Annotated in this window: 19 protein-coding genes; all 19 read left to right on the top strand. The window is 39.3% G+C overall.

What is annotated here, in order from left to right:
* The first annotated feature begins 83 nt into the window (after window positions 1-83).
* Complete coding sequence (locus JQ843_RS03310; protein WP_203212899.1) at window positions 84-1,511, top strand: AcpB/EbpR/MafR family transcriptional regulator; 1,428 nt, start codon at window positions 84-86, stop codon at window positions 1,509-1,511.
* Window positions 1,512-1,670: 159 nt separating this feature from the next.
* On the top strand, window positions 1,671-3,179 hold the full coding sequence (gene glpK / locus JQ843_RS03305) for a glycerol kinase GlpK (RefSeq protein ID WP_000076786.1): 1,509 nt from the start codon (window positions 1,671-1,673) through the stop codon (window positions 3,177-3,179).
* Between the two features lie 41 nt (window positions 3,180-3,220).
* Complete coding sequence (gene glpO, locus JQ843_RS03300; RefSeq protein WP_020902152.1) at window positions 3,221-5,047, top strand: type 1 glycerol-3-phosphate oxidase; 1,827 nt, start codon at window positions 3,221-3,223, stop codon at window positions 5,045-5,047.
* Between the two features lie 69 nt (window positions 5,048-5,116).
* Window positions 5,117-5,821: an MIP/aquaporin family protein gene (locus tag JQ843_RS03295; RefSeq protein WP_000980817.1), complete on the top strand. Its 705-nt coding sequence runs from the start codon at window positions 5,117-5,119 to the stop codon at window positions 5,819-5,821.
* A gap of 227 nt (window positions 5,822-6,048) precedes the next feature.
* Window positions 6,049-7,227 carry a ryptide export MFS transporter gene (locus tag JQ843_RS03290; protein ID WP_203212898.1) on the top strand — a complete coding sequence of 393 codons (1,179 nt, stop codon included), beginning with the start codon at window positions 6,049-6,051 and terminating at the stop codon, window positions 7,225-7,227.
* Between the two features lie 310 nt (window positions 7,228-7,537).
* Window positions 7,538-7,669 carry a teichoic acid D-Ala incorporation-associated protein DltX gene (locus JQ843_RS03285; RefSeq protein ID WP_000813667.1) on the top strand — a complete coding sequence of 44 codons (132 nt, stop codon included), beginning with the start codon at window positions 7,538-7,540 and terminating at the stop codon, window positions 7,667-7,669.
* Between the two features lie 20 nt (window positions 7,670-7,689).
* Window positions 7,690-9,240 carry a D-alanine--poly(phosphoribitol) ligase subunit DltA gene (dltA, locus tag JQ843_RS03280; RefSeq protein WP_203212897.1) on the top strand — a complete coding sequence of 517 codons (1,551 nt, stop codon included), beginning with the start codon at window positions 7,690-7,692 and terminating at the stop codon, window positions 9,238-9,240.
* Window positions 9,237-10,481, top strand: coding sequence for a D-alanyl-lipoteichoic acid biosynthesis protein DltB (gene dltB, locus JQ843_RS03275; RefSeq protein ID WP_084953110.1), 1,245 nt, complete (start codon window positions 9,237-9,239; stop codon window positions 10,479-10,481). Before dltA ends, dltB begins: the two co-directional genes overlap by 4 nt.
* 12 nt (window positions 10,482-10,493) lie before the next feature.
* Entirely contained in the window at window positions 10,494-10,733 is a 240-nt protein-coding gene (dltC, locus tag JQ843_RS03270; protein WP_000351967.1) for a D-alanine--poly(phosphoribitol) ligase subunit DltC, read from the top strand.
* On the top strand, window positions 10,726-11,994 hold the full coding sequence (gene dltD, locus JQ843_RS03265) for a D-alanyl-lipoteichoic acid biosynthesis protein DltD (protein ID WP_203212896.1): 1,269 nt from the start codon (window positions 10,726-10,728) through the stop codon (window positions 11,992-11,994). Before dltC ends, dltD begins: the two co-directional genes overlap by 8 nt.
* Window positions 11,995-12,211: 217 nt before the next feature.
* Window positions 12,212-13,570, top strand: a complete 1,359-nt coding sequence (locus JQ843_RS03260; protein WP_203212895.1) for a dTDP-4-dehydrorhamnose 3,5-epimerase family protein — start codon at window positions 12,212-12,214, stop codon at window positions 13,568-13,570.
* A complete protein-coding gene (locus JQ843_RS03255) occupies window positions 13,551-14,324 on the top strand; it encodes an alpha-1,2-fucosyltransferase (RefSeq protein WP_203212894.1) in 774 nt (257 codons plus the stop codon). The genes JQ843_RS03260 and JQ843_RS03255 overlap by 20 nt, the downstream gene beginning before the upstream one ends.
* Before the next feature lie 21 nt (window positions 14,325-14,345).
* The gene (gene rfbB, locus JQ843_RS03250; RefSeq protein WP_203212893.1) at window positions 14,346-15,341 is read left to right on the top strand and encodes a dTDP-glucose 4,6-dehydratase; all 996 of its coding nucleotides are present in this window, start codon (window positions 14,346-14,348) and stop codon (window positions 15,339-15,341) included.
* A 31-nt stretch (window positions 15,342-15,372) separates the two neighbouring features.
* Window positions 15,373-16,959, top strand: coding sequence for a glycosyltransferase family 52 (locus JQ843_RS03245; protein ID WP_203212892.1), 1,587 nt, complete (start codon window positions 15,373-15,375; stop codon window positions 16,957-16,959).
* Window positions 16,960-16,962: 3 nt separating this feature from the next.
* On the top strand, window positions 16,963-18,213 hold the full coding sequence (locus JQ843_RS03240) for a glycosyltransferase family 4 protein (RefSeq protein WP_203212891.1): 1,251 nt from the start codon (window positions 16,963-16,965) through the stop codon (window positions 18,211-18,213).
* A gap of 102 nt (window positions 18,214-18,315) precedes the next feature.
* Window positions 18,316-23,349 (top strand): mucin-binding protein, encoded by a 5,034-nt coding sequence (locus tag JQ843_RS03235; protein ID WP_203212890.1) that lies wholly within the window; start codon window positions 18,316-18,318, stop codon window positions 23,347-23,349.
* A gap of 343 nt (window positions 23,350-23,692) precedes the next feature.
* Entirely contained in the window at window positions 23,693-24,133 is a 441-nt protein-coding gene (adcR, locus tag JQ843_RS03230; protein ID WP_001249308.1) for a zinc-dependent transcriptional regulator AdcR, read from the top strand.
* Window positions 24,133-24,837: a metal ABC transporter ATP-binding protein gene (locus JQ843_RS03225; protein ID WP_001269496.1), complete on the top strand. Its 705-nt coding sequence runs from the start codon at window positions 24,133-24,135 to the stop codon at window positions 24,835-24,837. The genes adcR and JQ843_RS03225 overlap by 1 nt, the downstream gene beginning before the upstream one ends.
* On the top strand, window positions 24,830-25,636 hold the full coding sequence (locus tag JQ843_RS03220) for a metal ABC transporter permease (protein WP_000950030.1): 807 nt from the start codon (window positions 24,830-24,832) through the stop codon (window positions 25,634-25,636). Before JQ843_RS03225 ends, JQ843_RS03220 begins: the two co-directional genes overlap by 8 nt.
* The last annotated feature ends 6 nt before the right edge of the window (window positions 25,637-25,642 follow it).

Here is a 25,642-nt window from a genome sequence, read left to right as displayed (position 1 = left end):
ATGAAAATAAAAAGAGAAACAGATTATTTCAGCATTTGTAAGATTTATGCTATGCTTAAGGTAGAAAATGAAAGGGGTAACAAATGTATTTAGGAGATTTGATGGAAAAGGCTGAATCTGGCCAATTTTCAATCCTTTCCTTTCTATTACAAGAGTCTCAGACGACCGTCAAGGCTGTAATGGAGGAAACAGGATTTTCAAAAGCAACCCTAACCAAATATGTCACCCTGCTCAATGACAAGGCTTTGGATAGTGGCATAGAGCTGACTATTCATTTAGAAGATGAAAATCTGCGCCTGTCGATCGGTGCAGCTACCAAGGGGAGAGATATTCGGAGCCTGTTTTTGGAGAATGCTGTTAAATACCAGATTTTGGTCTATCTTCTCTACCACCAACAGTTTTTAGCCCATCAGCTGGCTCAAGAATTGATGATTAGCGAGGCTACGCTTGGTCGCCACTTAGCTAGTTTGAATCAGATTTTGTCAGAATTTGACTTATCCATCCAAAATGGACGTTGGCGAGGTCCAGAGCATCAGATTCGCTATTTCTATTTCTGTCTTTTCCGCAAGGTCTGGTCGAGTCAGGAATGGGAAGGTCACATGCAGAAACCAGAGAGAAAACAGGAGATTGCTACTTTAGAAGAAATCTGCGGTGCAAGTTTGTCTTCGGGTCAGAAATTGGACTTGGTTCTCTGGACTCATATCAGTCAACAGCGTCTTCGGGTCAATGCCTGTCAGTTTCAAGTCATAGAAGAGAAAATGCGAGGGTATTTTGACAATATTTTCTACCTTCGTTTGCATCGAAAGGCTCCGTCCTTTTGCGCTGGACAACACCTTCCTCTAGGAACTGAGGATGGGGAGATGATGATTTTCTTCTCTTTCCTCCTATCTCATCGCATTCTTCCTCTTCATACTATGGAATATATCCTTGGTTTTGGAGGGCAGTTGGCCGATTTGCTGACACAGTTGATTCAAGAAATGAAGAAGGAGGAGTTGCTGGGTGATTATACAGAGGATCACGTTACCTATGAACTCAGTCAGCTTTGTGCTCAAGTCTATCTCTATAAGGGCTATATTTTACAGGACCGCTACAAGTACCAGTTGGAGAATCGTCATCCTTATTTTTTGATGGAACATGATTTTAGGGGAACGGCAGAGGAGATTTTTCATGCCTTGCCTGCCTTTCAGCAGGGGACGGATTTGGATAAGAAAATTCTCTGGGAATGGCTCCAGTTAATTGAATATATGGCTGAAAATGGTGGCCAGCATATGCGGATTGGTTTGGATTTGACATCAGGTTTTCTTGTCTTTTCAAGGATGGCAGCCATTTTGAAACGGTATTTGGAATACAATCGTTTTATTACCATTGAAGCCTATGACCGAACTCGACATTATGATTTGCTGGTTACCAATAACCCGATTCATAAGAAGGAACAGACTCCAGTTTATTATTTAAAAAACGACTTGGATTTGGAAGATTTGGCAGCGATTCGTCAGTTATTATTCACTTAAAAGGCTTGGTTGTTCCAGGTCTTTTTTGTGAAATTCACACAATCTACTCACATTTTTTAAAAAATTAAAAAAAGTTGATGAACAAGAAAGCGCTTTATTTTGTATACTAGTTACTGTAAAGAGGAAACATCCTCAAGATCATTATCAGGAGGACAGCACATGTCACAAGAAAAATACATCATGGCCATTGACCAGGGGACTACAAGCTCTCGTGCCATTATTTTCAACAAAAAAGGAGAAAAGGTCAGCTCGAGTCAAAAAGAGTTTACCCAGATTTTCCCTCAGGCAGGTTGGGTAGAGCACAATGCCAATGAAATTTGGAACTCAGTCCAGTCAGTTATTGCGGGTGCTTTCATCGAAAGTGGTGTCAAGCCAAATCAAATCGAAGCAATCGGGATTACCAACCAACGTGAAACAACTGTTGTCTGGGATAAGAAAACAGGGCTTCCTATCTACAACGCAATCGTTTGGCAGTCACGTCAGACAGCACCTTTGGCTGAACAACTAAAAAGTCAAGGTTATGTGGAAAAATTCCATGAAAAGACTGGTTTGATCATTGATGCTTACTTCTCTGCTACCAAGGTTCGTTGGATTTTGGATCATGTAGAAGGCGCTCAAGAGCGAGCAGAAAAAGGAGAATTGCTCTTTGGTACTATCGATACTTGGTTAGTTTGGAAGTTGACTGACGGTGCGGCTCACGTGACGGACTACTCAAATGCAGCTCGTACTATGCTCTACAATATTAAAGAACTCAAATGGGATGATGAGATTTTGGAAATCCTTAACATTCCTAAAGCAATGTTGCCTGAGGTTCGTTCTAACTCTGAGATATACGGTAAGACAGCGCCATTCCATTTCTACGGTGGAGAAGTGCCAATCTCAGGTATGGCTGGGGACCAACAAGCAGCCCTCTTTGGGCAGTTGGCCTTTGAACCTGGTATGGTTAAAAATACTTATGGAACAGGTTCTTTCATCATCATGAATACTGGTGAAGAGATGCAGTTGTCTGAAAATAACCTCTTGACAACGATTGGTTACGGAATCAATGGCAAGGTTTACTATGCCTTGGAAGGTTCTATCTTCATCGCAGGAAGTGCCATTCAATGGCTTCGTGACGGTCTTCGCATGGTTGAAAATTCACCAGAATCTGAAAAATACGCTCGTGATTCTCACAATAATGATGAAGTTTATGTCGTTCCAGCCTTTACAGGTCTAGGTGCTCCATACTGGAACCAAAACGCTCGAGGTTCTGTCTTTGGCTTAACTCGTGGAACAACTAAAGAAGACTTTATCAAGGCGACTTTGCAATCTATTGCTTATCAAGTACGTGACATCATCGACACCATGCAAGTGGATGCTCAGACAGCTATTCAAGTCTTAAAAGTAGACGGTGGTGCAGCTATGAACAATTTCCTCATGCAGTTCCAAGCTGATATTTTGGGAATCGATATCGCACGCGCCAAAAACTTGGAAACAACAGCTTTGGGGGCAGCCTTCTTAGCAGGTTTGTCAGTGGGCTATTGGAAAGACTTGGATGAGTTGAAACTCTTGAACGAGACAGGAGAGCTCTTCGAGCCATCTATGAACGAATCTCGCAAGGAACAACTCTACAAGGGCTGGAAGAAAGCTGTGAAAGCAACCCAAGTCTTTGCGGAAGTAGACGACTAATACTGGAAGAATAAAGCGACTTAGTTAGAAAGTGTGTAAATATGGAATTTTCAAAGAAAACACGTGAATTATCAATTCAAAAAATGCAGGAACGTACCTTGGACCTCTTGATTATCGGTGGAGGAATTACAGGGGCTGGTGTAGCCTTGCAGGCAGCGGCTAGCGGTCTTGAGACTGGTTTGATTGAAATGCAGGACTTCGCAGAAGGAACATCTAGCCGTTCAACAAAATTGGTTCACGGTGGTCTTCGTTACCTCAAACAATTCGACGTGGAAGTGGTGTCAGATACGGTTTCTGAACGTGCTGTAGTTCAACAAATCGCTCCCCACATTCCGAAACCAGACCCAATGCTCTTACCAGTTTACGACGAAGATGGAGCGACCTTTAGCCTCTTCCGTCTGAAAGTAGCCATGGACTTGTACGACCTTTTGGCAGGAGTTAACAACACGCCAGCTGCTAACAAGGTTTTGAGTAAGGAAGAAGTCTTGGAACGCCAGCCAAACTTGAAGAAAGAAGGCTTGGTAGGAGGTGGGGTTTACCTTGACTTCCGTAACAACGATGCGCGTCTCGTGATTGAAAATATCAAACGTGCCAACCAAGACGGTGCCCTCATTGCTAACCACGTGAAGGCAGAAGGCTTCCTCTTTGACGAAAGTGGCAAGATTACAGGTGTTGTAGCTCGTGATCTCTTGACAGACCAAGTCTTTGAAATCAAGGCCCGTCTGGTGATTAACACAACAGGTCCTTGGAGTGATAAAGTACGTAACTTGTCTAATAAGGGAACCCAATTCTCACAAATGCGTCCAACTAAGGGAGTTCACTTGGTAGTGGACTCAAGCAAGATCAAGGTTTCACAGCCAGTTTACTTTGACACTGGTTTGGGAGATGGTCGTATGGTCTTTGTTCTCCCGCGTGAAAACAAGACTTACTTTGGTACAACGGATACAGACTACACAGGGGATTTGGAACATCCAAAAGTGACTCAGGAAGATGTAGATTATCTACTTGGCATTGTCAACAACCGCTTCCCAGAAGCAAACATTACCATTGATGATATCGAAAGTAGCTGGGCAGGTCTTCGTCCATTGATCGCAGGCAATAGCGCTTCTGACTACAATGGAGGAAATAACGGAACCATCAGTGATGAAAGCTTTAACAACTTGATTGCGACTGTTGAATCTTATCTCTCTAAAGAAAAAACGCGTGAAGATGTTGAGTCTGCTGTCAGCAAGCTTGAAAGCAGTACCTCTGAGAAACATTTGGACCCATCTGCAGTTTCACGTGGTTCGAGCTTGGACCGAGATGACAATGGCCTCTTGACCCTTGCTGGTGGTAAAATCACAGACTACCGTAAGATGGCTGAAGGAGCTATGGAGCGCGTGGTTGACATCCTCAAAGCAGAATTTGACCGTAGCTTTAAACTCATCAATTCTAAGACTTACCCTGTTTCAGGTGGGGAATTGAACCCAGCAAATGTGGACTCAGAAATCGAAGCCTTTGCGCAACTTGGAGTGTCACGTGGCTTGGATAGCAAGGAAGCTCACTATCTCGCAAATCTCTACGGTTCAAATGCACCGAAAGTCTTTGCTCTTGCTCATAGTTTGGAACAAGCGCCAGGACTCAGTTTGGCAGACACTTTGTCACTTCACTATGCAATGCGCAATGAGTTGGCTCTTAGCCCAGTTGACTTCCTTCTTCGTCGTACCAATCACATGCTCTTTATGCGTGATAGTTTGGATAGCATCGTTGAGCCAGTTTTGGATGAAATGGGACGATTCTATGACTGGACAGAAGATGAGAAAGCAACTTACCGTGCGGATGTCGAAGCGGCTCTCGCTAACAATGATTTAGCAGAATTAAAAAATTAAGAAAAAATCAAAGAGGTGGAGGGCAGGCTTCCTTGTCGCCCGCCCCTTCTTTTTAATGGAGACAGAAAGATGATGAATGAATTATTTGGAGAATTTCTAGGGACTTTAATCCTAATTCTTCTAGGAAATGGTGTTGTTGCTGGTGTTGTTCTTCCAAAAACCAAGAGCAACAGCTCAGGTTGGATTGTGATTACGATGGGTTGGGGGATTGCAGTTGCAGTTGCAGTCTTTGTATCTGGAAAACTCAGTCCAGCTCATTTGAATCCAGCTGTGACAATTGGTGTGGCTTTAAAAGGTGACTTGCCTTGGGCATCAGTATTCCCTTATATCCTAGCCCAGTTCGCAGGGGCTATGCTCGGTCAGATTTTGGTTTGGTTGCAATTCAAACCTCACTATGAGGCAGAAGAAAATGCAGGAAATATCCTGGCAACCTTCAGTACTGGACCAGCCATCAAAGATACTGTATCAAACTTGATCAGCGAAATCCTTGGCACCTTTGTATTGGTATTGACAATCTTTGCTTTGGGACTTTATGACCTTCAAGCAGGAATCGGAACCTTTGCAGTGGGGACTTTGATTGTCGGTATCGGTCTATCACTAGGTGGGACAACAGGTTATGCCTTGAACCCTGCGCGTGACCTTGGACCTCGTATCATGCATAGCATTTTGCCAATTTCAAACAAGGGAGACGGAGACTGGTCTTATGCCTGGATTCCTGTTGTGGGACCTGTTATCGGAGCAGCCTTGGCCGTTCTCGTATTCTCACTTTTCTAATTTAGAAAATAGAGCTTGAGATGAGTATCTCAGGCTTTTTTCATTGAGTATAACTTCTTAGAGCTAGCCTCCAACGATAATAATTCCTTCAAAAAATAGGAAGAATAAAGGCACTAGCTTTTGCTTTCTCATGTAAAAAACCTCACTTTTGTTTTCTGCTATTTTATGCTAAAATATTAAAAATCAAATTTTAATTCCAAAGTTGGCAACTAAGATAGGAGAGCTATATGTCTAATTCATTTATCAAATTGTTAGTCTCTCAATTGTTTGCAAATTTAGCAGATATTTTCTTTAGAGTAACAATCATTGCTAACATATACATTATTTCAAAATCAGTAATTGCCACATCACTAGTTCCCATTTTAATAGGGATATCCTCTTTTGTTGCGAGTCTTTTAGTTCCTTTGGTTACTAAAAGGTTAGCGCTAAATAGGGTTTTATCTTTATCCCAATTTGGAAAGACTATATTATTGGCGATACTGGTAGGAATGTTTACCGTAATGCAATCTGTAGCGCCTTTGCTAACCTATCTATTTGTTGTGGCAATTTCAATATTGGATGGTTTTGCCGCACCTGTTTCTTATGCTATTGTGCCGCGCTATGCGACCGATTTGGGCAAGGCTAACTCAGCCTTGTCAATGACTGGTGAAGCTGTTCAATTGGTAGGGTGGGGGTTGGGTGGACTCTTGTTTGCAACAATTGGTCTGTTGCCTACCACGTTTATCATTTTAATCTTGTATATCATTTCTAGCTTTCTGATGTTATTTCTGCCTAACGCTGAAGTGGAGGTACTAGAGTCAGAGACCAATCTTGAAATTTTGCTCAAAGGTTGGAAGTTAGTTGCTAGAGATCCTAGATTAAGACTTTTTGTATCAGCAAATTTATTTGAAATTTTCTCAAATACGATTTGGGTTTCGTCTATCATACTTGTCTTTGTAACTGAGTTATTAAATGAAACGGAAAGTTACTGGGGATATTCTAATACAGCATATTCTATCGGGATTATAATTAGTGGCTTAATTGCTTTTCGGCTATCTGAAAAGTTTCTTGCTGCTAAATGGGAAAGTATTCTTTTTCCTCTTGTAGCCATGGCAATAGTGACACTGACTATTCTATTTTTTCCAAATGCACAGATGTTTTTAGTATTTTCAGCTTTAGTTGGTATGTTATCGCAACTAAAAGAAGTTCCTGAAAGTGTATTTCTTCAGGAAACAGTAGAGGAAAATAACTTGGTTAATGTCTATTCCGTTCTTGAAGTGATTTCGACACTAGCATTTTCAGTATTTGTTTTGCTAATGAGCTATATTACTGAGAGTTTTGGTATTAGTATCAGTTTTTGGATATCGGCCATTTGTCTGGTGATAGAAGCTATTTTAATTTATATCAGACGAGATTATTTTAAATGAGAGACTAGTTAAAAAGTCTTTAAAAATCAGAAAATCGCATAGTATCAGGTGTTGAAAAAACTTGATATCGTGCGTTTTATTATGGGAAGATTTCCTTCATTTTCTCATGAAATGGAGTTTTGAAACAGTATCACTCTACTTGAAATATACATAGAAAAAGCGCATAACCCTTAAAATAAGCTGAAATCTAGTGAAAATGTACGGTAAACAATTGAAAAACTAGCCTATAAAGTGGTACAATGGTAGAAAAATACTATAGTAAGAGTCTATCTTATTTAGCAAAAATTACAGAAATGAATGGTTTTTCTTGATGAAACAGAGAAAAGAATTGTACCTCTTTCTTGGTCGGACAGCCTTGTATTTTCTTATCTTTCTGGGGCTGCTTTACTTCTTTAGCTATCTTGGTCAGGGTCAAGGAAGCTTTATCTATAATGAATTTTAACTTGAAGGAGAATTCCTATTGTGTCAAATAAACCAATAGTAGATATGATTGAAACCATTGAGCATTTTGCTCAGACACAGCCTAGCTATCCTGTTTACAATGTTTTGGGGCAGGAACACACTTATGGAGATTTAAAGGCTGATTCGGATAGTTTGGCTGCAGCCATTGATCAACTGGATTTGCCAGAGAAGTCTCCTGTGGTTGTTTTTGGTGGCCAAGAATATGAAATGTTGGCAACTTTTGTAGCGCTGACTAAGTCAGGTCATGCCTACATTCCAATTGATAGCCATTCGGCTTTGGAGCGAGTTTCAGCTATTTTAGAAGTAGCGGAGCCAAGTTTGATTATTGCCGTTTCAGACTTCCCATTGGAGCAGGTTTCTACGCCGATGATGACTCTAGCTCAGGTTCAAGAAGCCTTTGCTCAAGGGTCTAGATATGAGATCACGCATCCAGTCAAGGGAGATGATAACTACTACATTATCTTTACTTCTGGTACGACTGGTAAGCCAAAGGGAGTACAGATTTCACATGATAATCTCCTCAGCTTTACCAACTGGATGATTACGGACAAGGAATTTGCGACGCCAAGTCGTCCGCAAATGCTGGCTCAGCCCCCTTATTCTTTTGACTTGTCTGTCATGTATTGGGCACCGACCTTGGCACTGGGTGGTACACTTTTTGCCCTTCCTTCAGCCATTACTCAGGACTTTAAGCAACTCTTTGCGACCATCTTTTCATTGCCAATCGCTATCTGGACATCAACCCCTTCTTTTGCGGATATGGCCATGTTATCAGAAGACTTTAATAGCGAGAAAATGCCTGACATCACGCATTTCTACTTTGATGGAGAAGAATTGACGGTCAAAACGGCTCAAAAACTACGCGAACGTTTCCCAAATGCCCGTATTATCAATGCCTACGGCCCAACAGAAGCGACAGTAGCCTTGTCAGCTGTTGCTGTGACAGACGAGATGTTGGCGACTCTCAAACGCCTACCAATCGGCTATACCAAGGCTGATTCTCCAACCTTTATCATTGACGAGGACGGCAATAAATTGCCAAATGGCGAACAGGGAGAAATCATTGTTTCGGGACCAGCCGTTTCAAAAGGTTATATGAACAATCCTGAAAAAACGGCAGAAGCCTTCTTTGAGTTTGAAGGTCTACCAGCCTACCATACAGGAGATGTGGGAACTATGACAGATGAAGGCTTGCTTCTCTACGGCGGACGCATGGACTTCCAGATTAAGTTCAACGGTTACCGCATTGAGTTAGAAGATGTCTCTCAAAACCTCAATAAGTCTCGCTTTATCGAGTCTGCTGTAGCTGTGCCACGTTATAATAAAGACCACAAGGTGCAAAATCTATTGGCTTATGTCATCTTGAAAGACGGTGTTCGTGAGCAGTTTGAGCGAGATATCGATATTACCAAGGCTATCAAGGAAGACCTGACAGACATCATGATGTCCTACATGATGCCGTCTAAATTCCTTTATCGAGACAGTTTGCCACTGACTCCAAATGGAAAAATTGACATCAAAGGATTGATTAACGAGGTGAATAAGAGATGATGGAGTTCTTTCAACAGCTTCCTCATTTAGAGCCATATGGGAATCCTCAGTATTTTGTCTATGTGATTGCTGCAACCTTGCCCATCTTTATCGGCCTCTTTTTCAAGAAACGCTTTGCCTGGTATGAAGTGCTGGTTAGTCTCTTCTTTATCGTCACCATGTTGGTAGGTGGGAAGACTAATCAATTGGCTGCCTTGGGTATTTACCTTTGTTGGGAAATATTGCTCTTGCTTTTCTATAAGCACTATCGAAAAAGTAAGGATGGCAAGTGGGTCTTCTACCTGGTTAGTTTTCTGTCCCTGCTTCCAATTATCTTTGTCAAGGTGCAGCCGGCTATCAATGGAACGCAGTCTTTGCTTGGGTTTTTGGGAATTTCTTACCTGACCTTTCGTTCGGTTGGGATTATCATCGAGCTGAGAGATGGAGTGATTAAGGATTTTACCCTCTGGGAATTCCTCCGTTTCCTTCTCTTCATGCCGACCTTTTCAAGTGGCCCAATCGATCGCTTTAAGCGATTTAATGAAAATTATCAGACCATTCCTGAGCGAGATGAGTTGATGGATATGCTGGATGAATCTGTTCGCTATATCATGTGGGGATTTTTGTACAAGTTTATCCTAGCTCATGTTTTAGGAGAGACCTTACTCCCTCCTCTGAAGAATCTAGCCTTGCAGTCAGGTGGTTTCTTTAATCTCTATGCCTTGGTAGTCATGTATACCTTTGGTCTGGAGCTCTTCTTTGACTTTGCAGGTTACTCTATGTTTGCTTTAGCCATTTCAAATTTGATGGGAATTCGTAGCCCTATCAACTTTAACAAGCCCTTTTTATCAAGAGATTTAAAGGAATTTTGGAATCGTTGGCACATGAGTCTCTCTTTCTGGTTCCGTGACTTTGTCTTTATGAGAATGGTCATGGTGTTGACCAGAAAGAAGGTCTTTAAAAATCGCAATGTAACCTCAAGTGTGGCCTACATTGTAAATATGCTGATTATGGGATTTTGGCACGGTGTGACCTGGTACTATATCGCCTATGGACTCTTTCATGGGATTGGACTGGTTATCAATGACGCTTGGATTCGCAAGAAAAAAACGCTCAATAAGGAACGGAAAAAAGCAGGGAAGCCTGCTCTACCTGAGAATCGCTGGATTCAGTTGCTTGGCATGGTTGTCACCTTCCATGTCGTCATGCTGTCATTCTTGATCTTTTCTGGATTTTTGAATGATCTATGGTTTAAAAAATAAAGGAAATAAAATATGGATATCAAATCAGAAGTTATCGAAATTATTGATGAGTTGTTTATGGAAGATGTTTCTGACATGATGGATGAAGATCTTTTTGATGCAGGTGTTTTAGATAGTATGGGAACGGTTGAATTGATTGTGGAGATTGAAAACCGTTTTGACATTCGTGTCCCTGTAACAGAGTTTGGTCGCGACGACTGGAATACAGCCAATAAAATCATAGCTGGTATTGTGGAGCTACAAAATGCTTAAACGCTTATGGATGATCTTCGGACCGGTCTTGATAGCTGGTTTGTTGGTTTTTCTGCTTATCTTTTTCTATCCTGCTGAGATGAGCCATGATCTGGGGGCTGAAAAGCGTTCGGCGGTGGCTACTACTATCGATAGTTTTAAGGAGCGAAGTCAAAAGGTCAGAGCACTATCTGATCCAAATATGCGTTTTGTTCCCTTCTTTGGCTCCAGTGAATGGCTTCGTTTTGACGGTGCCCATCCTGCGGTATTGGCTGAGAAATACAATCGCTCCTACCGTCCTTATCTTTTAGGACAGAGGGGAGCTGCCTCGCTCAATCAGTATTTTGGGATGCAACAGATGTTGCCACAACTGGAGAATAAACAAGTTGTATATGTTATCTCACCTCAGTGGTTCAGTAAAAATGGCTATGAGCCAGCAGCATTTCAGCAGTATTTTAATGGAGACCAGTTGACCAGTTTTCTGGAACATCAATCTGGGGATCAGGCTAGTCAATATGCAGCGACTCGCTTACTACAGCAGTTCCCAAATGTAGCTATGAAGGACATGGTTCAGAAGTTGGCAAGTAAAGAAGAATTGTCGTCTGCAGACAATGAAATGATTGAATTATTAGCTCGGTTTAATGAACGCCAAGCTTCCTTTTTTGGTCAGTTTTCAGTTAGAGGCTATGTCAATTATGATAAGCATGTAGTTAAGTATTTAAAGACCTTGCCAGACCAGTTTTCTTATCAAGCTATAGAAGATGTTGTTAAAGCAGATGCAGAAAAGAATACTTCTAATAATGATCTGGGAATGGAGAATTATTTCTATAATACGCAGATTAAGAAGGATTTGAAGAAATTAAAGGATTCTCAGAAAAACTTTACCTATCTCAAGTCGCCAGAATATAATGACTTGCAGTTAGTGTTGACACAGTTTTCTAAATCCAAGGTAAACCCGATTTTTATCATTCCACCTGTTAATAAAAAATGGATGGACTATGCTGGTTTACGAGAAGATATGTACCAACAAACGGTGCAGAAGATTCGTTACCAGTTAGAAAGTCAAGGGTTTACCAATATAGCGGATTTTTCTAAGGACGGTGGGGAAGCTTTCTTTATGAAGGATACCATTCACCTTGGTTGGTTAGGTTGGTTGGCATTTGATAAGGCCGTTGATCCCTTCCTATCCAATCCCACCCCAGCTCCGACTTACCATCTGAATGAGCGCTTTTTCAGTCAAGACTGGGCGACTTATGATGGAGATGTCAAGGAATTTCAATAGACGAATTATAAAATAATAAACGATTTAACTCTAAAAGTTAGACAATTAGTCTGATTTTTAGGGTTTTTCTTTTTACTAATAAAAATGTGTATTTATAGATATTGATGTTTAAAAAGAATGAACTTCATCTGGCTAGAGAACTCATATAGTGGTATAATTTAAGAAACATAATGAAAATAGCTTTAGTGTGGATGCATTACAATATAGAGGGGAAAAGATGGATATAGATAGAACTATTTCAGTACAGATTCAAGGTTTGTTGGTGTTTGAAAGTCCTCTTCATCATGATGAGCGTGGCTATTTTTTAGAGAACTGGCGGAAGAAAGATTTGGTTGAAAATGGAGTGCCAGAATCATTCTTTCACCATAAACTGCAAAATAATGTGTCTGTCTCAAAGCAGGGAGTTATTAGAGGGATGCATTGTCAGGGCTATGAAAAATTGATGACAGTAGCCTATGGGACTTTCAAAATGATTTTTATCGACCTACGAATAGATTCTCCAACTTACAAATCTGTAGATGTGATAGATGTCCAACCTGGTAGGGCTGTGTTTGTCCCTGGCGGAGTAGCTAATGGAGCACAGTCGCTAGTTAACAATGGGATATTGAATTATCTGGTCGCTGATTATTATGATCCACATAAAAATTATTTAGGTATTACACCACTAGACAAAGATGCTCATTTGTCGTGGGATTCTCTTTCAAAACCAATCATTTCTGAAAAAGATCAAGCTGCTAAATCTTTCAAAGAAGTTCTTGACATCATTGAATCAAGTAAGAAGAAAGTGGCCTTAATTGGCTCGGCAGGTGCAGTTGGGAAAGTTTTATTTGATACATTAAGGAAGCAATCTGATATTGATTTAAGTTGTTTCAATAGAAATGATATTGAAGAAGCTTTGAAAGATTTTTATGATGTGGTCATTTGTACTGCTCCGTCATCAGAAAAATTATTAACCAATTTAAGTTTGAAAAACGATGATGCGGAAATAGAGAAATTAGTAAATGTCCTAAAAAAGATTCAGACAGGTCATATGATTTTAGTATCTACGAAGTCTGTATTTGATAGTGGTATCAGATATAGTGCGATTCATCAAAAGATTTATAATAGTGTGATTGAGGCTCATCAAAATAAGAACACTATTTATATTATGGACACCTTATATGGAAAGACACTGAAAAAGGGCTTTATTCATGATTTGCTTTCTAGACAATGGACTTATATTTCAAATGATATTGTTTTGGACAAGCCTGAGTTAGAAAAATATTATCAAAAAGTAAATGATCAGTTGTGGGTTTTACTAGAGCCTCTTCCAGATGAACTGTTGAGGGATTTAGAGCCGATTTCTGATATTTATCCTGATGAGATGTGCTATCAAGTAACAGCAATAAATGATTTGGCTCGTCATCTAGTATCGAATTTAAATAGGATTGATGGAGTGAAATTGGGTATCGATAATTCTGAAATTTTTACAGGTAGACAAATAAAGAATTTATTAAAAAATCCTGACGCTTCTACTTTGGGACAATACTTTACAAAGCAAAAAGGAGATTCTAATCTTGAAAATTTACGAAAATAATAGAGGTTTTCAACTAGGAAATTTGCTCTATCTTCTACTACAAGCGCATAGAGATCGGATGATGGGCTATGAGGAAAGTTATGTCTTACGAACAGGATATTTTCAGTTTGCCCAAACCTTTTTTCCAAAAACCGCTGTCTTATTTTCAAAAGCAAATGGTACCGAATTAGAAGATTTTGGTTATTTTCAAGAGGCAGGTGTTGACTATTCTTCAGAAGAATTGGACTCTTTTTGTAGAGAGTATTTGATTGAACCAGTGGTAGCAGCTTCCGCTCTATTTGAAGAGAAAAATGTGACCATTGCCATTAGAAGAACGGATTTTCTCAATGAACGAAATAGAAAAAATTACGGTTATAACGCTCAATTGTATATCGGTTCTTGTTTAGAGAAGATAGCAGCAATTGAAGGGGATAATTTTCAACATTTAACTATACGTATTACTTCAGATGATGTTGCCTGGTGTCATGAAGAATTGGTACCTTTTCTAAACTCTCAGTACCATTTTGAAAACCCGATTATAGTTGAGGAGCAGGATATTCAAGATAACTTTTTACAACTGTATAGCTGTAACAAGTACTTCATTTGTCCCAATTCGACTTATTGTTATTGGGTAGGCTATATTTTAAGACTTACAAAGCCTTTTGTAAAAGTGTTTGTTCCTGATTTTAATACTTTACTTGAACAAAATGGAAAACAAATTGCGGATACAAGAGAATGGGAAGTTGTAAGTGTTGACCGTACTGGCTTTGAGTGAAAAATATAAAAGGGAAAATAGATGAACTATAAAAATATCGTTGTGACTGGTGGAGCTGGTTTCATTGGTTCAAATTTTGTTCGATACCTAAAAGAGACTTATAAGGATATTCAGATTACGATTTTGGATAATTTGACTTACGCCTCTTCGATGAAAACAATCGAAGATTTATTGGATGATAGGGTATCGTTTTATAAACTGGATATCGCAAATGAGTTGGCATTAAGCAACTATATCGATGAAGGAGTTGATTTGATTGTTCATTTTGCAGCAGAATCTTTTAATGACAAGTCTTTGCACGATACGTCTGTTTTTGTGAAAAGTAATATTGTCGGGACGCACAATCTTTTAGAGTTAGCTAGGAAGTATGATATCCGTTTCCACCATATTTCAACAGATGAGGTTTATGGGGATTTCCCATTAGAAAGTAAGGATAAATTTACTGAAAAAACGCAGTACAATCCAAGTTCTCCCTATGCTGCTACAAAGGCTTCTGCTGATCTATTAGTGAAAGCATGGGTTCGTTCTTTTGGGGTTAGGGCTACGATTTCCAACTGTTCAAACAACTATGGACCCTATCAAAATCCTGAGAAATTTATCCCAAGGCAAATCACCAATCTTTTAACTGGACAGCAGGCAGTTCTATATGGAGCAGGACTGAATATTCGTGATTGGATTCATGTCAAAGATCATTGTCGAGCTATTGACACCATTATTGATAAGGGCGTTATTGGTGAGACCTACTTGATTGGTGTAAATAATGAGCGAACGAATGTTGAAGTTTTACAGAAAATCTTGTTGCAGTTAGGAAAATATCAGGAAGATTTCAAGTATATAGCAGATAGACCAGGGCACGACCTTCGTTATGGAATTGACGCAAGTAAGTTATATACTGAATTAGGTTTTACACCTCTCTACGTGGATTTTGATAAAGGCTTAAAAGAAGTTATCCATTGGTATCAAGACCATGAAGATTGGTGGCAAGAGATGATTGCACAAAAGCAAGATGCTAAGTAAGAGTTTGTAAGAATGTTATGAGGAGTTAAATTTGGAGAATATAATTTTTTGTTCATCTCCCTTCCAGGTTTTAGTTGCTAAAGAAGTTGTACAGACTGTTTCAGAAGACTTTATCGGGATTTATCTAAAGATGTCAAATGATACGAGACAGACTTTTTATGCTGAACGGATGGCAGAATTTTGTAAGGAAGTCCTTGTTTTAGAAGGAAAGACAGTCTTCAATGATATTCAGGAAGCCTTAAAAGACAGGGCCATCAGTAATCTCTATCTAGCAAGCTTAGACAATCCTGTAGCTCTTAGCGTCTTTAATCCAAGTACAATGAATTTGTATACTTTTGATGATGGTAGTACTTCCGTTGTACCTCTCAATCTCTATACACAAAATCTTGAGAGGGGCATTCCTTATACAAACTTTACCTTGAGAGAGGTTATGTCTTTGTCAAATAGACATTATACGGTATTTGAGGACTGTATCCTCTTCCCAAAAGAGAAGCAGGTTTTTCTAAAGCTTCATCTTGAACCAAGTCATTTTCATAGGGCTAAAAATGGCAAGAAAATAAGTGTTTTTCTGGGGCAATTTCTAGGCTCTCTCCTTTATCAGGAAGATTTGGAACTTACTCAAAAATTGACTGCTAAAATTTTAGATGAACAGAAGATTGATTATTACTATCCCCATCCAAGAGTGCCTTTGAATCCCTATCAAGATAAATTGAAAGAAACTAGATTTTGCTTTGAAGAAGAAATTTATCTTTTGCTAGAGGAGTATGAGTTCGTTGAGGTACATGGTTTTTACTCAACTTCGCTTTTATTGGTCAAAGATATAGAGGGTGTATCGGTTCAGGGGTATCGGACTTTTTTAACAACTCATGAATCAAATGTTTTTGCAAACCGAGGTGTGCCCTATCAAAATGTATCTCAATCGGACACACCTGTTGATATTGTCATGCCTGTCTATAATGGAGCTGAAACCATTAGTCAAACGATTGATTCTGTTTTAAATCAAACCCATCAAGCCTTTCGACTGTTAATTGTGGATGATGGTTCGACAGATAATACAGAGGAAGTATGTAAGCCATATCTAGTAGACGAGCGAATACAGTATATCAGGGAAGGTCATAAAGGGATTTCAGAAACGTTAAATCGTGGAGTTAGTTTGTCTCAAACGGCTTATGTAGCCAGACAAGATGCAGATGATGTATGGATGCCTTGGCACTTAGATCTTCTCTTGCAGGAGTTAGAGAAAAATCCTCAACTCGACCTTATCGGGGCTAGAGTTGTCGCAGAAGAAGATGCTATAACAGATAAAATTAAACGGAATCAATCTCATCATTTATCAGGAGAAAAATTGTGGTTAGAGCTTGCTTATCAAAATGTCTTTAACCATTCAACCGTCATTTTTAAACGCTCTGCCTATGATGAAGCAGGAGGCTATGATGCTAAGTGTGATGGGTTTGAAGATTGGCATTTGTGGTCTCGTATGGTTACCAAGGATAATGCCCTGGTTTTAAATGTCACAACGACCTACTATCGCTTATCAGAACGTCATAAACGAGGGATGGCTTTCCGTGCAAGACTAGCAAGAAGTCGTGGATTAAGATTGGAAGATGTATTGGACTAAACTATGGTGAAAGTATTTACAATAAAGGAAGGCGTTCCTATAAGCACTTATGGCTTTGAAAGAAGCCAATTGGCACGTCAAGAAATTTTTAAAAGTCTGCAAGTAGAGCAAGAAATTGTTTTAACAAATCTGGATAATTTTGTACCGAATTTTGTAGAAACATTGGAAAAACTTGGTTTTGAAAACTTCTATCATGTTATTTTTGATCAATCAGATTTGGCTAGACAAAAGCCGAGTGTAGAGAAAGCATTTATTCAGGGACTAGTTAATGTCAGTGAAGTCGAGTACACAAAAGAGGGATATGTAGGACTCGTTCATTATCAAAATGGAGATGTAGAATGTTATACCTCTCAATTACTGTATCGTTTTCAATATCAAGAACATCTCTTTACTCTCTATGATAGTAAGGGAGAGTTGTTAAAGGGGGATGTGAGTGAAAATTACCATTCTTACCAAAACCTAAGAAGTGGAGAAACCTACACTCAATGGCAGTTAATTAGCCTCTATCTAGCCAACAATTCTACAGTGGAAGATCGCTTCATAATTGATATGGTCAATGAATATCCTCTTCAATTGAGGAAATTTTTCCAAAATACCGGAAGAAAGTTATTTGCTTATACTCACTACAATATCCTAGATCCCATGATGAAGTTTGTCTTGCAAGGGTGGTGCCAAAATATCGTTGCAAGTCCAGTTTTGGAGCAACTAATAGGGAAAGAAAAGGTTTGTTTTTTGCCTCCAATGTTTGTGGATGGAGTTTTGGAAAAAGAATATGCAAGAGTCACCGATTGGTGTATCGTTGGCAATATGACGATGATCAAACGGTGTGCCTGGGCGATTGAGGCTTTTCGACAAGTGCCAGATAGTCAGTTGACGATTTATGGCAATTTGCCAGATGGTTATAGCCAGAAAGACTTGCCGTCAAATGTCCATTATGCAGGTTTTCTAGAAGAAGTTCCTTATGAGAAGCACCAAGGCTATCTTTCTTGTTCTATGAGTGAATGCTTTGCTAATGCGGCTGTAGAAGCATCTGCCAAGGGTTTGGTCTGTCTTTTGTCTGATACAGATTTAGCTCATAGGTACTATAAGAGTCAGTCCAAAGGTGTCACAACATTTGGTGACATTGGGGAGTTAATCTTGTGGCTCAATGCTTATCAAAAAGAAGGTCGTTACTCGTCAGCAACATTCTCTAAGGCCTATCAAAAAAAGGAAATTCTGGATATGTATAAGTATGTATTATCCTTAGAAATATGATATAATTGAAAGCGTAAAACTTTCTTAGTTTTATAGTTCTTAGCGCACATTTTATAGATTCAAAATATAAAAAACAATGAAATTTTAGGAAGGCGATGTTTTATGTTTCATACTGATAGACAGGAGAAATTTTCTCTTCGTAAGTATAAAGATGGTCGAACAGATTCCAAGTTAATCGGTGCAACGATTTTGGCAACAGGTGTGGCTTTAGCTGTTGGTGCAAGCCCAGTAGCTGCTAATGTTACTTCTAATGGTACAGATACTGCTACAATGGTGACCGATACATCGAAAGTAGCTTCAACATCAGCCACAACTTTTACAGATGATAAAGATGCATCTAAAACTGTAAAAGTTGATGCAGTACTAGAAAAAGGAACTGCCGAACCGACAAAAGCCAATAGCAATACAGGCGATGCTGATGGGACTGATACGTTAAATGTTAAATCAGAAGCGACTGTCAATTACAAGTTGGATTCTGATAAATCATTACTAAAATCAGAAACAGTAGAAGCGGGAACAGGTACTGTAAAAACTCCTTATGATAAAAAAGGTCTTGCTTACGATACAGACGGTAAAGACTACCGTGAATCAACTGTAACTCAACCAGGAACTCTTGTCTCAAAAGATACTGGTAAGAAAGACACAGTAGAAGCAAATGGTAAGGTTTATGAGTATGCTGGAAAATCTGAAGTAGAAGGTGCTGATAAGCTTACTTATGATAAAACGCATTTCAACGATATTGAAGCAGCAGTCTCTCCCGAAGGAATGCATAACAAACTAGGTGAGATTGACTATACAAAAACAAAAGGCAAAGTTTACTTAGTTGAAGAAACAGCTGATGGACAATACGGTAAGTATGTTGTAGCAGATAATGGAGTAACTAGCGATGAAGATGCTGTTACAAAATGGAATGATGGTCAAGCTGATGCTAAAGAGTTTACTAAGGCTAATGTAACTCTTCAAAAAGGTGATACAGTTCTTGTCCTTGATAAAGATACGTATGCAGTAGGTCAAGGTAAATCTATTAAAAAAATCAAAAAAGGAAATATTACTTTCTCAGTAGAAGGAAAAATAGAAGTAACAAAGAAAGACAGAGGCTATTTCTCAACTTATATTGTAGACGACTATACTTTTGATGGACCTAAAGTCAACCATTATTATACACCTGGCGCAGATGGAATTTATGGGACTGCTGATGATGTAGAAAAAACACCTAGCGAAGATCCTACTTACGCATTATTAGGTTTTGGAACTGGTTATTCTGGGTCTGAAGTACAAAATTTAGCAACAGGTGATGAATATAGTTATGATTATAGACTAAATAAATCTCAATCATCATTAAAAGATATTTTAAAAAATTATACGGTTGCTAATTATAAAGCTTTAGAGTTCTTAGAAGGAAAAGCGACAGATGCAACTGAAAGAGAGAAGGTTCAGGCGGCTAAAACACGTTTAGATACATATCTAAAAACTCTAGAAGATGATATCCAGTCTGGAAAATTGGAACTAGGATTAATAAAAACTGGAAAATATGCTGGGGAATTCGTAATGCATGCTCCTATAGACCTTAATACTGGATATATCTCATCTGCTTCCATTGATAAATTCAAAGATATTTTAGCAGGTTTTCCAAAAATTATTGGAGAAGTATCGGTTACTGCAAATGAGCCTACAGATACTACAGAATTGAACAATGGTAAATATAGAGAAATCCACACGACTACAGTATATACATATTCTCCCGATGATTACACACCACATGCTTATATTGATGTAGTAAAAACTAAGAATATTAAAGAATACGATGCGTATAGTGGGAAGCCCGATTTCTTCATTGATTTAACGATAGATGAACCAGATAAGGTAGAAGAAGTAACAACTTTAGTTAACAAAGGGAAGGTTGAAATTGCTGCTGATGGAACAGTAACAGTCACAGGTGATACTAAAGAAACTGATGAAAAATATATTCCAACAACGACGGTTGGCGATAAATATATTGTTACTGGTGATACAGGGGAAAGAACTCGTACAAGAACAACTGAATCAGCGACATTCACTAAAAAAGAAATTATCACACCGATCCGTGCTTACAAAGTAATGGGTGAAGAAAAACCAGTCGTAACTCACTACTATAACTTGAAGATTACAAAAGAAGAAGCGGGAACTGCAACAGCTACTAAACAAGGTAGTGTCGTTATTAAGTACGTTACTACTGATGGGAAACAATTAAAATCAGAAACTGATAAAGACAATGTTACATTAGAAACGAAAACTGTTGTAAGCCTATATTCAGGTGAAACAAAAGTTGATGAACGCACTGATATCGCAACTGTAGAACAAAACTATGACACAACTCCAAAACAATATTCAACATTAGTAGATGCTGATACAGGATTCACATACGAGTATGTAGGTCTAAAACAAGGTTCTCCAGCAGCTAGTGGTAAAGTAGTAGAAGGAACAACAGAAGTTGTTTACGAATACCGTCTAGTAAGTGAAGAAGAGAAAACTCCGTCTAAATCAGAAGTTACAAAAACAGGTTCTGTTGATGTGAAACACGTTGTGATCAACGAAGATGGAACGTTAAAAACCTTAAAAGAAACAGAAGTAGTGAAAAACAATGTTCCTCTTGAGTATGAAGATACGTACGTAACTTACTCAAAAGGTGTAAAAGTATCTGAACGTAAAGAAAAACGCACAGTTACTGAAAAATATGACACTACAGATAAACAATACCCAACGCTAAAAGATGAAGCTACAGGATTAGTTTATAAATATGTAGGGCAAACATCTGACTCAGCTCCAGTAACAGGAGATGTAACTGAAGGTGAAAAACACGTTATCTACAGCTATGTGTTAGATAAAAAAGAGGATGCAACACCGACATTAAAAGAAACTAAAGGATCAGTAGTTGTTAAGTATGTAGATGCTGATGGTAATGAAATCAAAGACGCAGAAAATGTAGTGACAGATGCAGTTGTCAAAACAACGAAAACATACGCTACTAAATCAGGTGATGTTGTCCTATCAACACGTGATGAAGTAACAGAACATGATGTAAACTACAATGCCGCTGAGAAAAAAGTTGATACAATCACTAAAGATGGTAAAAAATATGTTTTCCGTGGAGTGTATGAAGTTTCTGATAAGTACAACAACGTATTAGAAGAAACAGGTAAGGTGAAAGAAGGAGTTACAACAGTTGTATACCAATACGATTATGTTATTCCAGTAGATCCAACTAAGCCTAATGAAGGTGATAATAATCCTCCAAAACCAGAGGATAAGATTCCTAATGACCCACAAAACCGTTCATACAAAGACTTAGGTCTCTTAAAAGAAGTCAAACGTGATATCACTTATGTTTACGCAAATGGACCAAAAGCAGGCCAAGAAGCTAGTGCACCTGTTAATCAAAATGCACGCTTCACAAGAACTGCAGAAATCAACAGTAGAACTGGTGAGGTAGTATATACAAGCGAGTGGACTCCAGAACAAAAACTTGCAGAAGTAGTGTCACCAAAAATCGATAAATATGCAGTTGATAAAGAAAAAGTAGCTGAATTAGCAGTAACGCACGAATCTGAAGACAGTAGCGAAATTGTTAAATACCGTGAAAATCCTGAAATTATCGAACATGATGCAGCGAAAAACAAAAAAGGATCTGTAGTTGTTAAGTATGTAGATGCTCAAGGAAATGAAATTGACACTGCAGTTACGGTTAAAGATAATGTAGTAGTAGAAAAAGCTACAACAAAAGTCTACGCTGATCGTGAAGAAACAACATATACACCAACAAATGAAGAATACAGCACTGTAGCGAACCGTAAAGACGTTATCGAAGCTAATGGTAAGAAATATAAATACAGTGGTATTTACGCAGTTTCTGATAAATACAATAATGTATTAGAAGAGACAGGTAAGGTGAAAGAAGGAACTACGACAGTTGTATACCAATATGACTACATTATTCCAGTAGATCCAACGAAGCCTAACGATGGTGATCAAAATCCTCCAAAACCAGAGGATAAGATTCCTAATGATCCAAAAGGTCGCACCTACAAAGATTTAGGTTTATTAACAGAAGTGAAACGTAACATCACTTATGTTTATGAAAATGGACCAAAAGCAGGTCAGGAAGCAAGTGCACCAGTTGAACAAAAAGCTCGCTTCACAAGAACTGCCGAAATCAACAGTAGAACTGGTGAAGTGACGTACACAACAGATTGGACTCCAGAACAAAAACTTGTCGAAGTAGTGTCACCAGAAATCAAAGATTACACTGTGGATAAAGATAAGGTAGATGAGTTAACTGTAACACATGAATCTAAAGATTCAGCGGTTGTTGTTAAGTATTCTCAGAATAGACCAAACAGTGTACGTGATTACGCAAAAGATAAAAAAGGAACAGTTATCGTTAAATTCGTAGATATTAATGAAAACTTCCTTGCGGATGATGTAGTAGCTAAGAACAATGTAATTGTAGCTGAAGCAACAACTACAACTACTGGTGATAAAGAAGAAACTACTTACAAAGCAACTGGTGAAGAATATGAGGTGACACCACCAGAAACAATCGAAGTGGATGGAGTTACATTCCGATTGAAACGTGTCCTTCCAGCAGGTGATAAGTTTAAAAATACTGTGGAAGAAAAAGGATTGGTTAAAGAAGGTGTTACTACTATTGTTTACCAATATGTGATGCAAATTGATGCTCCAAAATTTGAAGTGCCAGAATTTGAAGGTGGAGTAGTTCCGTTAGATCCGCCAACTGTGGAAATTCCAGAGCTGAAGATTCCTGAAGAACCAAAACCACAGCCAGAGCCAAGTCCAGCTCCGACTCCAACTCCAGCTCCAGCTCCAGCTCCTACACCACAACCAGCCCCTACACCTCAACGAAACGAGACTCCAAAACCACCTGTACCTGTGGCGGAAGATTCGGGAACACCGGCAGTTCCGAACAAACCAGTACCTTCAAATTACAATCCGGATGGAAACACTTATCCAGCTCCATCAACTGAGGTAGCTCAATTGCCAAATACTGGTACGGAATCGAACGCAGCCTTGGCAGCATTCGGATTTGTTGGAATTTTGAGTGGTCTAAGTATCGTTCTTCGTAAGAAGGATAATGAGTAAAATTTGTTCAAAATTTTAATGAGTTTCTAGTTATAGATTGCTAGACCTCTTGAGTGAGGTAAGGTATGTATTTGGAGAAGGCTTAGGCCTTCTCCATTTTATATATAATTTGAATAAAAAAGTGTTGTGTCTTCTACAATAGATTCAGATGATGGGCGACTTATGATGGAAATGCCAAGGAATTTCAATAGATGATAATATGGAAGAGTTCAAGAATGAAACTGGTTTTCACGTTTTTTCTTGACTCTTTTTTTGGTTGTGATATAATTAACCAGTAAATAATTTTTCAAAGAATAGTATTTTTCTCTTAAAAAAGAGAAGTCTAAAAGGAAAGGAGTCAGATATGAGACAGCTAGCGAAGGATATCGATGCTTTTTTGAATGAGGTGATTTTGCAGGCGGAAAATCAGCATGAAATTCTAATAGGTCATTGTACTAGCGAGGTGGCCCTGACCAATACCCAGGAGCACATTCTCATGCTCTTGTCAGAGGAATCTTTAACAAATTCAGAATTGGCGCGTCGCCTCAATGTCAGTCAGGCAGCAGTTACCAAGGCCATTAAGTCTTTGGTCAAGGAAGGGATGTTGGAAACATCTAAAGATCCTAAGGATGCGCGTGTGATTTTTTATCAGTTGACTGATTTGGCTCGTCCAATTGCTGAGGAGCACCACCATCACCATGAGCATACACTTTTAACCTATGAACAAGTGGCGACTCAGTTTACTCCAAATGAACAAAAAGTGATCCAGCGGTTTTTGACTGCTTTAGTAGGAGAAATCAAATAATGAGATATATTACGGTAGAGGATTTATCCTTCTATTATGATAAGGAGCCCGTTCTTGAACATATCAATTATAGTGTTGATAGTGGGGAATTTGTTACCTTGACGGGGGAGAATGGGGCAGCTAAGACGACACTGATCAAGGCTAGTCTTGGTATCCTCCAACCACGCATTGGCAAGGTGACTATTTCAAAGACAAATACACAGGGTAAGAAATTGAGAATAGCCTACCTTCCTCAACAGATTGCCAGTTTTAACGCAGGTTTTCCAAGTACGGTGTATGAATTTGTCAAGTCAGGTCGCTATCCACGAAAGGGTTGGTTCCGTCGTTTGAATGCTCATGATGAGGAGCATATCAAGGCTAGTCTGGACTCAGTTGGTATGTGGGAACATCGAGACAAACGCTTGGGCTCTCTATCTGGAGGACAAAAGCAGCGAGCGGTGATTGCGCGTATGTTTGCTTCTGACCCAGATGTATTTATCCTAGATGAGCCAACAACGGGGATGGATGCAGGAAGTAAAAACGAATTTTACGAACTCATGCACCACAGCGCCCATCATCATGGTAAGGCTGTTTTGATGATTACCCATGACCCTGAAGAAGTTAAGGATTATGCGGATCGCAATATTCATCTAGTCCGTAACCAAGACTCGCCATGGCGTTGTTTCAATGTTCATGAGAATGATCAGGAGGTGGGCCATGCTTAGTTTGTTATCTTATGACTTTATGCAACGTGCCTTTCTGGCCGTTATTGCCATGAGTCTTTTCTCGCCGGTATTGGGGACCTTCCTTATCTTGCGCCGTCAGAGTTTGATGAGTGATACCCTCAGCCACGTCTCGCTTTCGGGTGTAGCCTTTGGTCTGGTTCTGGGGATTTCGCCAACTATTTCCACTATTGCTATTGTCTTGATTGCGGCGGTCTTTCTGGAGTATCTCCGTACGGTTTACAAGAGCTTTATGGAAATCGGGACAGCTATCCTCATGTCAACGGGTCTGGCTGTTTCTCTGATTGTCATGAGCAAGGGTAAAAGCTCGAGTTCTATGAGTTTGGACCAGTATCTTTTTGGTTCAATCGTGACGATCAGCGAAGAGCAGGTTATTTCCCTCTTTGTCATTGCGGCGGTTGTTTTGATTTTGACCTTCCTCTTCCTTCGTCCGATGTACATTTTGACCTTTGATGAGGATACGGCCTTTGTGGATGGCTTGCCAGTTCGTACCATGTCCATTCTTTTTAACATGGTGACGGGGGTGGCCATTGCCCTTATGATTCCAGCTGCGGGAGCTCTTCTGGTATCGACCATTATGGTCTTGCCAGCCAGTATTGCCCTTCGTCTAGGGAAAAACTTTAAATCGGTTATGCTGCTTGCCAGTGCTATTGGATTTTTGGGAATGGTAGCAGGACTTTACATTTCCTACTATGCAGAAACACCTGCAAGTGCAAGTATTACCATTATTTTTGTAACTGTTTTTTTACTCATTAGTTTAGTAAGACGTTTTATCAAATAGGAGACT

The organism is Streptococcus mitis (genome assembly GCF_905187495.1).
GTDB lineage: Bacteria > Bacillota > Bacilli > Lactobacillales > Streptococcaceae > Streptococcus > Streptococcus mitis_CU.
This window is presented reverse-complemented; position numbering and strand designations above follow the sequence as displayed.

What these genes read in the sequence shown, in the direction of transcription:
- JQ843_RS03310 (WP_203212899.1), top strand. Translation starts at nt 84, where the DNA reads ATGTATTTAGGAGATTTGATGGAAAAGGCTGAATCTGGCCAATTTTCA.
- glpK (WP_000076786.1), top strand. Translation starts at nt 1,671, where the DNA reads ATGTCACAAGAAAAATACATCATGGCCATTGACCAGGGGACTACAAGC.
- glpO (WP_020902152.1), top strand. Translation starts at nt 3,221, where the DNA reads ATGGAATTTTCAAAGAAAACACGTGAATTATCAATTCAAAAAATGCAG.
- JQ843_RS03295 (WP_000980817.1), top strand. Translation starts at nt 5,117, where the DNA reads ATGATGAATGAATTATTTGGAGAATTTCTAGGGACTTTAATCCTAATT.
- JQ843_RS03290 (WP_203212898.1), top strand. Translation starts at nt 6,049, where the DNA reads ATGTCTAATTCATTTATCAAATTGTTAGTCTCTCAATTGTTTGCAAAT.
- JQ843_RS03285 (WP_000813667.1), top strand. Translation starts at nt 7,538, where the DNA reads ATGAAACAGAGAAAAGAATTGTACCTCTTTCTTGGTCGGACAGCCTTG.
- dltB (WP_084953110.1), top strand. Translation starts at nt 9,237, where the DNA reads ATGATGGAGTTCTTTCAACAGCTTCCTCATTTAGAGCCATATGGGAAT.
- dltC (WP_000351967.1), top strand. Translation starts at nt 10,494, where the DNA reads ATGGATATCAAATCAGAAGTTATCGAAATTATTGATGAGTTGTTTATG.
- dltD (WP_203212896.1), top strand. Translation starts at nt 10,726, where the DNA reads ATGCTTAAACGCTTATGGATGATCTTCGGACCGGTCTTGATAGCTGGT.
- JQ843_RS03260 (WP_203212895.1), top strand. Translation starts at nt 12,212, where the DNA reads ATGGATATAGATAGAACTATTTCAGTACAGATTCAAGGTTTGTTGGTG.
- rfbB (WP_203212893.1), top strand. Translation starts at nt 14,346, where the DNA reads ATGAACTATAAAAATATCGTTGTGACTGGTGGAGCTGGTTTCATTGGT.
- JQ843_RS03240 (WP_203212891.1), top strand. Translation starts at nt 16,963, where the DNA reads ATGGTGAAAGTATTTACAATAAAGGAAGGCGTTCCTATAAGCACTTAT.
- JQ843_RS03235 (WP_203212890.1), top strand. Translation starts at nt 18,316, where the DNA reads ATGTTTCATACTGATAGACAGGAGAAATTTTCTCTTCGTAAGTATAAA.
- adcR (WP_001249308.1), top strand. Translation starts at nt 23,693, where the DNA reads ATGAGACAGCTAGCGAAGGATATCGATGCTTTTTTGAATGAGGTGATT.
- JQ843_RS03225 (WP_001269496.1), top strand. Translation starts at nt 24,133, where the DNA reads ATGAGATATATTACGGTAGAGGATTTATCCTTCTATTATGATAAGGAG.
- JQ843_RS03220 (WP_000950030.1), top strand. Translation starts at nt 24,830, where the DNA reads ATGCTTAGTTTGTTATCTTATGACTTTATGCAACGTGCCTTTCTGGCC.